Genomic DNA, 12,273 nt, shown 5'->3' with positions numbered 1-12,273 from the left:
TCTGAAATTAATAAAGTCTGTTACACACTCTTCTTTAAAAACGTTTCCATAATATCCTTCTTGAATTTTTCATAATCAAACTGAAAAGCTACATTATGCGTTTTATAGCCTGGATTAGTAGTAAAACGAAAATCTGCAATACTTTGACCAAATCCTTCTCCTTGGTCAGGAATTACTTTAATAGGTACTCTTGAAAGGCCCACAGCCTCTTGATTCAGCAAATACCACACTGTCACAAAATCATGCATAGGACTTCCACTTATACCTGGATTAGACTTGGAGTAGAATTTATAATAATAGTCTAACATAGGTTTGATGATGAGTCCTGCAAGATCCTGTGTATTCCGGTGAAATGCATCGATTTGCTGGACCATTTCGGGTGTAACAATCGCATGTTGAGTCACATTTAAAGGAATAATTGTCAAGTTCTTTGCATGCTGCAGAATTAAGTTTGCTGCATAAGGGTCTGAGTAAAAGTTAGCTTCAGCCACAGCAGTTACGTTACCTGGATAGAAAAAAGCTCCCCCCATGCAAACGCATTCTCTTACGTTTCGCATTGTTTCTAAATTCAATACAAAAGTCGTAGCTAACGAAGAAAGTCTTCCTAAATTGATAATTGTAAGATTTTCTAAATTTGATTCTATAATTTGATAAATATCATTTAAAGGATAAACTGGATATGAAATTTCAGGGGGAATAATAGGCCCTAATCCGACTTTTCCATGTACCTCAGGGAAATACTGAATCACTATACCTGTCAACGGTACAGAAGCACCAAGGAATACAGGTATCTCTTCCCTTCCCGCAATGTACTTCAAATAGTTAATATTTCTTAATACATTTTCTCTTGATACATTTCCATAATCGGCTACAATTCCTACAAGTTGAATGTCTTTACGAAAAAAGGTGTACAGTATAGCAAACGCATCATCAATCCCCAAATCTGTAAACAGGAGAACCTTTTTTTGCATATTTCTTCCTCCAAAATCTATAGAATCCTACTTTCACTAATGATGTAGTAATCAGACTAAGCTTGTATGTATATATTTTATGTATTCTTAAAGAGTGGATTCTATTCACTTGAAATAGAGCTTTGCTCATTTAAATTTGATATTATGTTCAAGCGTAAGTTCCTGTTCTTAAGTTGATGGCATGTGGTGCTATCCCATGCCCATCAACTTAAGAATTTTTTACCACCCCAAAATGAAAAAACAAGTCAAATTCTCATAGAAAGCCACATTGATAAAACGCACAGCAAACTTATGGATAAAATTACATGCTCGGCTCTCCACAAAAAACGGGATAAAAAAATAAACAGCGGAACTAGTCCACTGTTTACTTCGCCACACCTTCATGCAATTTTTCTGTATAATCCTTTACATCTTTCCAGCTATCTTTCGCTGTATTTAAATCTTCTTTTATAAATGTAAATTCTTCTGGACTCATTCCTTTTACGTTTTGTAGTAAGTTATTATATTTCGCACCTACTGTATACCATTGATTTGATATGTTTTGCAGTGCTGTAATTGCTGCATCAATTGTTTCTGTCATATTTGTTGTTTTATTTTTCACATCAGTCAAAATTGCTACTTCTGCTTGTGCTCCAGAAATTCTATCTTTTAAATTGGCTATTTCTCTTTCTGCATTTGCGATATCTTTTTTCGCAATTGCAATCATCGGTCCGCCAGCAAGACATGTTATTAGCGCTACGCAAAGTACACCACCAGCGATAACCATATCATTACTCTTTTTGATTGAATCATTATATGTATTTATTTGTTGCTCTAATGCTGGAATACCTGCATTCGTACTAGCCAAAATTGCTGTTAATTGATTTGTATCCTCTTTAAAACTATTTGTGTCTTTCGCCATTCTATCGCGAAAAGCTTTCAAATTCCCTAATAATACATCTACCTCATTTTGATTCTTTACAATATCCGCATATAACTTTTCCAAATCCGCTTTTAATTTACCGCTATCCTTTTGATCAATCGCTACTAGCATGCTATTATAGTACGCTTGAAAAGTATTATTGTAATTAATAATATTTTGGTCCGTTTTCATAATTTGAGGCTTCATATTATTTAACCAATACGCCGCATTAATTTTTGCATCTCTTTGATGCTGAACCATATTTCCTTTAAACTCACTATTAATGGAACTTATTTTACTCAAATCAGTCTCTTGCTGATTTTGAATTAATTTTGCATATGAATCCATTGCAAACATACTTGATGTCGTTTGTGCCATTACATCTTGGAATCCTGCTGGTCCGAGAGAATAATTTTTCGCATTTTCTTGTAGTGTCTTTACGTTTTGTTCTGCTGCAAAAGGATGTAAAGGAAACGCATTACTCGTTGCGACTCCAGCAATCATTATCGTTAAAAGACATTTTTTATAGAAATTATTACGCATACTTATCACCTATTCTTTTTATGAGGATATGAAACGTTAGAGGTAAAAAGAGCTCCTGCTCACTACTGAACAGGAGCTCTCTATTATTTGAAAATCATTTATCTATACATAATGCTGAAACAGTTTAATTACTATTATGCTTTTTTCGTATCCACTACTTTAATATCTTCAGCATAAATTTTTTCTGCATAGTCTTTAATGTTTTTCCAGCTATCTTTCGCAATGTTTAAATCTTCTTTAATGAAAACAAGGTCGTTTGGACTAATAGAATCTACATTTTGAAGTAAAGAATTGTATTTTGATCCCATTGTATACCATTGATTTGATATGTTTTGCAACGCTGTAATTGCAGTATCAATTGTATTTGTTAAATACTCCGTTTGTGTTTTAATGTTTGTTAATCCAGCTACTTCTAATTGAGCGGTTGTAACTTGTCCTGTTATTTTTTGAATTTCAGCTTGTGCATTATCAAGCTCTTTCTTCGCTAATACGATACCAGCTGTACCACCACCTACAGCTGCTGCACCACCTGCAATTAATGCGACCCCTAGCGGCGTTCCTGCACCTGTCGCAATAACTACTGCACCACCGATAATTGCAATTGGGCCTAGTGCTGTCGCCACTGATGAACCGATAATAATTGCATTATATTTACTAATTGCTTCATTGTACGTTGTAATTTGATTTTGCAGAAGCGGGATTCCTGCATCTTGACTTGCTAAAATAGATGTAATTTGATTTGCATCACCCTTAAAGTTTTGCGTATCCGACGTCATTTTATTTCGGAATTTCTTCAAGTCTTCTACTAACTGATCTACTTGCGCTTTATTTTCATTAATACTACTTGATAATCTAGTTAACCCTTTTGTAAGAGTCGCTTTATCTTTTGCATCTACCGCAGCAACTAAAGTATCATAATAGTTTTGGAATTTCGTATTGTAATTGATAATATTTTGATTCGTTGAAATAAGCTGTGGCTTTAATACATCTAACCATTGCTTCGCATTTCCTCTCGCTGTATCTTGATGCTGAATGACTTTTCCTTTTAAAGCCGCATCAACAGATGATACATTACCAAAGTTAACATTACCTTGTTTAATAATTGTTAAAGCGTACAGATCCATTACTAAAGCATTTGAACCTGTTCTTTCCATTGCATCTTTTAAGCCTTCTGGTCCTAATGAGTATTCTTCATAGTCATTATAAGCTTTTGCAACCGCATGAACTGGAGCTTGTTTCACGGTGCTTTCAGCTGCATACGTATGGGCTGGCATGATGTTTCCTGCTGCAAATACTGCCATAAGTGCTGATAGAGCCATTACTTTATATGGTTTTTTTGTCATTTTTCTTCTCTCCCTATATCGCTAATTATTTTTTTGCTTAATGTACTTCAACGTTTGTAATGTAATCTTCAAATTGATTTGTTTGTTTATTCATTTCATCACTTACTTTTTTAATTTGATTGAAATGTTTTTGAAGTAAACTACTGTCTGTATATGTGCCTTCTTCAACATTCTTTTGAATTTGGATCATATTATTGTTTAAAACTTTCCAATCCGTTAATAACGTTTCTAAAGTTGTAATTTGACGATTGATTAGTTCTGTAAAGCTACTTACTTGATCTTCAACAAATGTAATTTGTGTCGCCTCTGCTTCAGTTTGTGATAACTTTTGAATAAGTGGTAGTAGCTCTTTTTGCTTTTGCTGAATGCGAAGAGCTGCTTCTCTCGTTTGACTATCGGCAGCATTTACAATTTCATTACTTAAAGTACCGATAGAAACGAAATCAATTGTTTTCGTCTGCGCAGTTTGATTTGTAATTGTAAATACTTGTTTACCGATATTAATAGAACCTTTAATAATTTCTTGAGGCCTGTTCAAAATAGTCGTTAATTCAGCTTGAATTTCCCCTTGAATTCTTTTAATATCTTCTCTTAATTTCACAATATCTCCACTTGATCCTTGTAGTGTTTTTATTGCTTCATCAGCTTTAATTGATAAGTTGCTACTATCTTTGTCTAATACCGTTTTAAATCGATTTAACTCTAATAAATCTTGCTCCATACTCTCTTGAATGCTTTGTACTTGTAATTGTAATTTTCCATATGCGCCTGTAAAATCTGCTTTTGCTTGTTCATCTTCATTTATGTTTCCTGCTAGTTCATAGAGCTTACTATAATAGCTATTAAATCGAGTGCTATATCTCATCATCTCTTGATTTAAATCGATTAGCTTCGGATTATATTCATCAATCCACTCTCGTACATTTGCCTTTGCAAACTTTTGATGATTCGTTAAGCTGCTCATCGCATTCACCTTAATGTCTGGCTGTTGTAAAATAACCAATCCGTATGCTTGTATAAGCGGTGACTGTGATCCTAACATTCTAATTGAATTGGATAATGTATTTGGAGCAATTACATTTTGTGCATATACTGTTTTCACTTCTGGTTGCGCCTCCTTAGCGTAAGCGCTTACAGGAATGAAGCAACTCGTAGATACTGCTGTAACCAATAACCCTGTAATTAAAGTTTTTTTCACTTTAACTCCTCCTATGTATTAGTAACTATTACTATCCCATTTTATTATTCTATTTTCTTGCAAATGATTTGAGATGGTTAAAAATAGAGAACGTTCTCACCGTGAGTCATGTACGAACCACCTCTCTCAAACTTTATTTCCACAGTACTTACTTATTGTTATAAAACACTTCATAACTTTTCATATGTGCTTAGTATGAATAATATTGTATAAAATTTCTGTTTCATCGCAATTTCTACATTCACACAGTGAATATATTACATGAAAATATTATTCATTTTAAGCTAAATAACGCACGTAAATATGAAATTCCGTTTTGTTTTTATTTAAGTTTTGTACTGTAAGGTCATTTAAACACAGCTATTTATCTACCGTAAAGAAGTATTTTAATTCCCTTTATTTTCAAGCCCTCATGTCTTTATTCCAAAATAAAATCCGATTAACTTTCTCAATTAAAATATCCATATATCACAACAAAAAACACTGTTTACTCATAAGTGATAATATTATTGTAATATAATTTTAAGACCTATATGCAATTATGCATAGCATATACACAAAAAGGATAGCTTCAGTTTCGTGAAGCTATCCTTAAAAAATCTTATTACTTTTTCAAATGATATGGAACTGTCGTAATAACAACATTTCTTTTATAGAGTAAATACGCACGAATGAGTAAACTAGATTGATTATGAAGAATGTTATGCCAGCCTTTTTTCGGAATAAACTGTGGTATAACGACTGTAACCCGATAATTTGATTCACTCGCTTTATATTGCACTGTATCAATGAACTTTGTTAACGGCTGAATGATACTTCTATAATGAGAATGTAATGTAACAAGTCTTACTTCTGGCTGCCACTTCTGCCATTTCTCTTCAAATTTCTTTTCCTCTTCTCTGTCAAAGGCAACATATACAGCGATAACTTGATCCGCGGAAAGTGCCTTCGCATAGTTCAGTGAATTTTCTACTACATGAGTCATACCTGCTACAGGAACGACAATTACATTCCCTTCAATCGGAACAAGTGGTTCACAAGTTTTTAAACTTAATTGATCCCCCACTGCATCATAATGCTTCTTAATTCGATGGAACAAGAAGATAATGGCAGGTAAGAAAATAAGGATCGACCAAACTTGTGCGAATTTAGTTAAAAAGAACATACTCATTACGATAAAACTAATGACTGCACCAATTAAATTGACCGTTAATCTCAAAGCCCATCCTTCAGGTTTTTCACGAAGCCATTTTAATACCATCCCAGTTTGAGAAAGTGTAAATGGAATAAATACACCTACTGCATATAACGGGATTAAATGTTCTGTTTGCCCTTGGAAAGCTACAATTAAAATAATTGAAGCGATTCCAAGTATAATAATACCGTTTGAGTAACCTAGGCGGTCTCCTCTAATCGTAAACATTCTCGGTATAAACTTATCTTTCGCAAGATTAACTGCTAATAGCGGAAATGCAGAATAACCTGTATTAGCAGCAAGAATTAATATTAAAGCTGTTGTACCTTGTATGAAATAGTACATGAAATTACGTCCAAAAGTTTGTTCAGCAATTTGTGAAACGACTGTTACTTCCTTACTTGGATTAATTCCGTAATAATAAGCTAAAAAGACAATTCCTGAAAATAAAACTGCAAGTAATGCACCCATTGCAAGCAATGTTTTCGCTGCATTGTTAGGTGCAGGATCTTTAAAGTTTGGAATTGCGTTAGATATCGCCTCAACACCCGTTAAAGCAGAGCTTCCTGAAGCAAATGCTCGTAACAGTAAGAACAAACTAATTCCTGCAACTGGTGTTCCAATCGGCGTGTGTAAAGTCGGTGACACGTGACCAGTTAAAATATTATATATCCCTACACCAATTAATATAAATAGTGCTAAAACGAATAAATAAACTGGATATGCTAAAATGGAAGCTGATTCCGTTACCCCTCTTAAATTTAATATCGTAATTAATATAACAAATACAACTGCAATAATTACACTATGTGCATGTAAGCTAGGAAAAGCAGACGTGAGCGCATCGGTACCTGCAGATACACTTACTGCAACAGTTAAAATATAATCGACTAATAAAGACCCTCCAGCTATTAATCCTGGATTCATACCTAAATTTTCTTTTGATACTACGTATGCGCCTCCGCCATGAGGGTAAGCGAAAATAATTTGGCGATAAGATAAAATAAGAGCAGTTAATAACACTAATACCCCAACAGCTATCGGAATGGAATACCAATAAGCTATTGCTCCAAGACCTGCTAATGCGATTAATATTTGCTCTGGCCCGTATGCAACCGATGACAATGCGTCAGAAGATAAAATGGCTAGCGCCTTTGTTTTATTAAGCTTTTGCTCTCCTAACTCAGTTGATTTTAACGGCCTTCCAATTAAAAACCTTTTGATAGATGAAACCACTGCTGTCCACTCTCCAATAATTTTGTACGAACTTTTCTGCTAGTTACAGCCAGCAAACTATTTCTTCAGAAAACAAAAAATGTCTACAAGCCATAGCGAAATAGACTTGTAGACATTATTTTTTTTGTCGCACAAGCTCCACCTTCCTTCTCAATATAACGCTTACGAGGTTAGCTGTCGGATTCGGGCCTATGAGTAGCCCTACCTTTTTTCAAGGATTCACCCCATCGGATTATGTACTAATCCGTAAGAACGGGTCCCCCGCACCATGCGGTTTCAGCGATTTAGAAAATTGAAACTGTGGATTATAATACTCCTTTATTTTCAAAATGTAAACAAAAATTTTAAAAAATAAAAATTTAAAATGATTGCGCATAATCCGCCCGTAAATATACATAATGAATACTAAAAAATTGATAAAGGAGACCCATATGTCTAAAGAAAAGAAGCCTATTTTTTCTGATTCATATTTAGATGCATTAGCAAATGAAATTAATCAGTTTTATGGTAACCGTGAAAAAGAAAGAAATACGACAGAAAGAACGAAAAGAAACGAATAAGTTGTCAAAAATAAAAACAAAAAAGATAGCAACATTTATATGTTGCTATCCTTTGCTCTTTTTCATACTATTTCTTTAGTTAAAATCACTTTTTCATATACATTTAAATTTTGATATACAGCGCCTAATAAAGGTGCTTCTATAGAAAATTGCTCTGCTAAATCCAGTAAATATCCTTGTAAATGTTCTCCTTCAATGAGCGAGCCTTTTTCCATATCGCGCTGCATAGATGACTTCATATCATAAGAAATTTTATCAATCGTTTTCATATGTTCCTCAACAATATTATCTTTAACTGGAGCCTCTATGGATTTCATGATTTGCACTGATTCTTCAAATAAGTTTCGAATAAAATCACGTCCACCTTCACTTTCACGAATCGGGCCTATTGGTGCACGCATTAATGTTGTCACACCTGACATTACAGTAATAAATAAATATTTGTGCCACATATCTTGTGTAATATTTTCACTTAATACAAAACTAGCTTTCGTACCCGCAAATACTTCCGAAATACGCTGCATCCTCTCTGCATCTTGAGGCTTAATTTCCCCAAATACAAGTCTGTTGGCAGCACTAGTTTGCACGACATCCCCTTCGTTATTTAATGTCGTTTCAATAAAGCATAAACCACCCATCACCTTTTCTTCACCGAATTCCTTTTGTAATAGTGCTAAATGAGCGATACCATTTAACAATGGGATTATTACTGTATCCTCTCCTACAAATGGTTTCAAATCTGTTATCGCTTCATTTAGGTGATACGCTTTTGTTGAGAATACAATTACATCAAATGGAGACGTTCTATCTTCTTTCGTTATCAATTTCGGTTGAAATGAAAAATCGCCGTTAATACTTCTGATAACAAGACCTTTTTCCTCTAATTGTTGTTTCCGTTTATTACGCACGAGAAAAGTTACATCTTCTCCCTTTTCTACTAGTCGTCCACCAAAAAAACCTCCAACGCCTCCAGCTCCTAGCACTAAAATACGCATATTACATCCCCCTTTAAAAGACAAATTCACTACTTTTAGTATACATAATATTATACATGTCTCCTAATAAATCAGCTGAATTTTCATTCTTAATTGAATGAAAAAACGGCGGTTATTTTTAATAAGATTTGGGCATGTTGTTTCTATAGCCTATATTGAAAGGAAACTATGTAAATGGAGGCAATACAAACAATCGAAGAAAAAGATGTAACAACAGCTATATTTCAATTTATATTCCCGTTTTCGTTTAAAACTGGATATGAACAAAATATGTTCCCTTTCTTACAAAAAAATAATTTCCGTCCTTTTCGACTTGATCATCTTGAAGATGAAAATACATATTACGGGCAGTTTCAAGTTTCACATCAAAAGATGGAAGCATACTATCTTTCATTTACGAATAAAATTCTTTTTCCTCATTCAGAACATCAAAAGGGACTACAGCGCTTTTCTAAAGATCTTAATTTAAATGGACATTTAACAACAAATCTTATTTCCGTTCCATTCAAGATACATTCTATTGATGTAACACTTTGTCCTTATGAGCTTGGCTTCTTAACAATTCGAACAGAAGTCAAAACCGCTCCAAACATGACATTATCAGAAGCCATCGAATTCGCTTCTCGCTTCCGTGTGCTTGAAACTAGAAATGATACAACTGAGACCATTTGTATTGAATGTGATGGAAAAAAATATTCACAAGTAGAAAAACTTATATTCGGCGATTTATTTCATGGCTTAACAGACTTCTTTGAGAATAAGAGGTTGCGGAGTTCATACTTTCAAACATTCCCCTTCTTTGAAGACCAACGAATGTATGTACAAACCTTATTATCTATTAACAAAAAGTCAGACCTTCATGTAGTTGATGTATATCGAGCTTCCAGTCTTTCCGGATTAACAGACGATGGTAAGCCGTATATTAGCGCAAATAATGTTCCTTATATTCACGATTATTTAACAAAGCATTCTTATCAAAGATGGGCTCCTAACCGTTATTTTATTATGGAAGAACATATTTTCACATGTATAACAAATGAAGGTGAACGAGAAGTCACTAAACTTGCTAGTCAAATGTACGGAGAATTTTATTACGCTTTATTATTAAACCTATTCCATAAAGTTGTTTTATTAAAGATGGCGAACGCTTATGCTGAACTAAATATTGAACAAGATACAAATGAAATAGAGAAATTAATTTACTCTATCAATTCGTTTACAGCGAATTATTTTTCTTTAGAATTAGTATCTCAATCACAAAGTGAAGATATTTTCTTCCGCTTAAGAAAACTTTTTAACATTGAAATTTTATACTCGAACGCGAAACAAAATCTTGATGGTTTGTTTAAATATCAAGAAAATGTCGCCGCTAAAAAAGATAGCCTTTTATTATTAATTTTAACTCTCTACTCTGTGGTGGGCCAAATGTTAGGGTTTACTATGATTGACCTTTTAAGAAACACAGATTCAAACAAAATATCATCGCCTCTTGAACTTTTCGCACTGTTAATAGCAATTAGCGGTATAGTCATTTCCTTTATTTTAGGTGCACAAAGTTTATACCAATGGGGTATACAGCATCGAAGAAGACAAGCATGGGTAAAACAAACTGTACTATCTGCTGTGAAAGAGAAAGATGATAAGAAGTAATGAAGTTTATTTTCAAATTTTCCATATGTGGCGCACTTCAGTAAATGAAATTTTCATCAGCGATTTTTCGAATATATCGGCGCAACTCGAAATATATCAGCGATTTTTTAAATATATCAGCGCAACTCAAAATATATCGGCGATTTTCCAGATATATCGACTTACCGACAAAAAAACAGAACCGGACAATATAAAAAAGGTACTCCACCATAAAGTTTGGAGTACCCTTTTTTATTACACGAATTTCACTTACTTCCCTGCTTCGATTTTCTCTAATGCAGCAGCTACTTGTTCTTCAGTTAATTCATGTTGTATTACGTAGCGGTTACGTGGGCTTACACGACATTCATGAGAACATGCGCGTAAGTGTTTCGCTTCGTTTTCTTCAGAACATAAAATTTTCTTGTTACATTCTGGATTTGAACAGTTTACATAGCGCTCACAAGGTTCACCAGTAAAGTGGTCTTTACCAACAATAACATGTTCTTTTTGGTTTACTGGTACAGCGATACGCTCATCGAACACGTAACATTGTCCATCCCATAGCTCACCTTGTACTTCTGGATCTTTTCCGTACGTTACAATTCCGCCGTGAAGCTGACTTACATCTTCATAGCCTTCACGAACTAACCAACCAGAGAATTTCTCACAGCGAATTCCGCCTGTACAGTACGTTAAAATCTTTTTGCCTTCAAGTGTTTCTTTATTTTCTCTAATCCAGTCTGGTAATTCACGGAATGATTCAATATCCGGTTTAATCGCACCTTTAAAGTGTCCTAAATCAAACTCATAATCATTTCGTGCATCAATGATAACTGTATCTTCTTGTTTCATTGCTTCATAAAAATCTTTTGGCTCTAAATACTTACCAGTTATTTCGTGTGGGTTAATGTCATCTTCTAGACGAAGTGTAACTAACTCTGGACGAGGACGTACGTGCATTTTCTTGAATGCGTGCCCTTCTTCTTCATCTATTTTAAATACGATACCGTCAAAGCGTGGATCGTTGTTCATTGCTTCCATGTATTTCTCTGTTTGTTCTACAGTTCCAGAACAAGTTCCATTAATTCCTTCTTTAGCTACAAGAATTCTTCCTTTTAATTCAAGTGAATTACAAAATACTAAATGCTGTTCAGCAAATTCTTCTGGGTTTTCAATTGTTGTGTACATGTAATATAGTAATACTCTATATGGTTTTGTAGTTGCCAATGTATTTCTACCACCTATCTAATTTTTAAAATCATGTATAAGTTAACGTTCATATCAAAACATATATAATAAGAAAATACACACTAAATTGTACTTAGCCTATTTTCTTCTATTTACAATTTTTTCTATAAGTTAACAAAAATAAAAAACAAGATTACACACCAAAACACTATGGTTATGTTGTAATCCCAATATATTATATATCATACAAATCCATTTCCATCAATTAATATGCTGTATTATAGGCTTTATGTTCACATAAATTTCAAAAATAGCCCTTTAATTTATTATGTTTCCCCACGTCACCACACCATAAACTCCCAATTTTTTATAACACCACACCATCCATTGCATAAAGGCATATAATTTGCACTAAGGAAACATTTATGTTCAAATAAAAATATCATCTCATACATTTAAATGTATTGAAATAATGGGTAAAAATAAATACAATAATTTCATCAAGTTAACA

The 12,273-nt window shown here is 33.7% G+C and carries 9 protein-coding genes and 1 riboswitch; of the genes, 2 read left to right on the top strand and 7 right to left on the bottom strand.

All coding sequences use genetic code 11. The features are described 5' to 3' along the window. Positions 1 to 20: 20 nt before the first annotated feature. The 5 genes from LUS72_RS09140 to LUS72_RS09120 all read right to left on the bottom strand — a co-directional run bounded on the left by LUS72_RS09140 (position 21) and on the right by LUS72_RS09120 (position 7,387). Complete coding sequence (locus LUS72_RS09140; RefSeq protein ID WP_264448832.1) at positions 21 to 971, bottom strand: nucleoside hydrolase; 951 nt, start codon at positions 969 to 971, stop codon at positions 21 to 23. A 364-nt stretch (positions 972 to 1,335) separates the two neighbouring features. After that, positions 1,336 to 2,415: a non-hemolytic enterotoxin NHE subunit C gene (gene nheC, locus LUS72_RS09135; RefSeq protein ID WP_097831496.1), complete on the bottom strand. Its 1,080-nt coding sequence runs from the start codon at positions 2,413 to 2,415 to the stop codon at positions 1,336 to 1,338. 134 nt (positions 2,416 to 2,549) lie between these two features. Next, on the bottom strand, positions 2,550 to 3,758 hold the full coding sequence (nheB, locus tag LUS72_RS09130) for a non-hemolytic enterotoxin NHE subunit B (protein ID WP_000162968.1): 1,209 nt from the start codon (positions 3,756 to 3,758) through the stop codon (positions 2,550 to 2,552). Between the two features lie 37 nt (positions 3,759 to 3,795). Continuing rightward, positions 3,796 to 4,956 (bottom strand): non-hemolytic enterotoxin NHE subunit A, encoded by a 1,161-nt coding sequence (nheA, locus tag LUS72_RS09125; protein ID WP_097831497.1) that lies wholly within the window; start codon positions 4,954 to 4,956, stop codon positions 3,796 to 3,798. 604 nt (positions 4,957 to 5,560) lie between these two features. Continuing rightward, positions 5,561 to 7,387 carry an APC family permease gene (locus tag LUS72_RS09120; RefSeq protein ID WP_097831499.1) on the bottom strand — a complete coding sequence of 609 codons (1,827 nt, stop codon included), beginning with the start codon at positions 7,385 to 7,387 and terminating at the stop codon, positions 5,561 to 5,563. 144 nt (positions 7,388 to 7,531) lie between these two features. After that, positions 7,532 to 7,679: riboswitch (cyclic di-AMP (ydaO/yuaA leader) on the bottom strand. A 139-nt stretch (positions 7,680 to 7,818) separates the two neighbouring features. On the opposite strand from LUS72_RS09120, the gene LUS72_RS09115 reads away from it, so the two are divergent. Beyond that, positions 7,819 to 7,947, top strand: coding sequence for a hypothetical protein (locus LUS72_RS09115; RefSeq protein ID WP_255290728.1), 129 nt, complete (start codon positions 7,819 to 7,821; stop codon positions 7,945 to 7,947). A 62-nt stretch (positions 7,948 to 8,009) separates the two neighbouring features. Here LUS72_RS09115 and panE read toward each other — a convergent pair whose 3' ends face one another. Next, positions 8,010 to 8,942 carry a 2-dehydropantoate 2-reductase gene (gene panE / locus LUS72_RS09110; protein WP_097831500.1) on the bottom strand — a complete coding sequence of 311 codons (933 nt, stop codon included), beginning with the start codon at positions 8,940 to 8,942 and terminating at the stop codon, positions 8,010 to 8,012. A gap of 174 nt (positions 8,943 to 9,116) precedes the next feature. On the opposite strand from panE, the gene LUS72_RS09105 reads away from it, so the two are divergent. Then, positions 9,117 to 10,592, top strand: a complete 1,476-nt coding sequence (locus LUS72_RS09105; protein ID WP_097831501.1) for a hypothetical protein — start codon at positions 9,117 to 9,119, stop codon at positions 10,590 to 10,592. Positions 10,593 to 10,841: 249 nt separating this feature from the next. On the opposite strand, the gene LUS72_RS09100 is transcribed toward LUS72_RS09105, so the two are convergent. Then, entirely contained in the window at positions 10,842 to 11,801 is a 960-nt protein-coding gene (locus tag LUS72_RS09100) for an oxygen-dependent tRNA uridine(34) hydroxylase TrhO (RefSeq protein ID WP_097831502.1), read from the bottom strand. Between the last annotated feature and the right edge of the window lie 472 nt (positions 11,802 to 12,273).

The sequence above is a fragment of the Bacillus cereus genome, assembly GCF_025917685.1.
Lineage (GTDB): Bacteria > Bacillota > Bacilli > Bacillales > Bacillaceae_G > Bacillus_A > Bacillus_A cereus_AT.
This window is presented reverse-complemented; position numbering and strand designations above follow the sequence as displayed.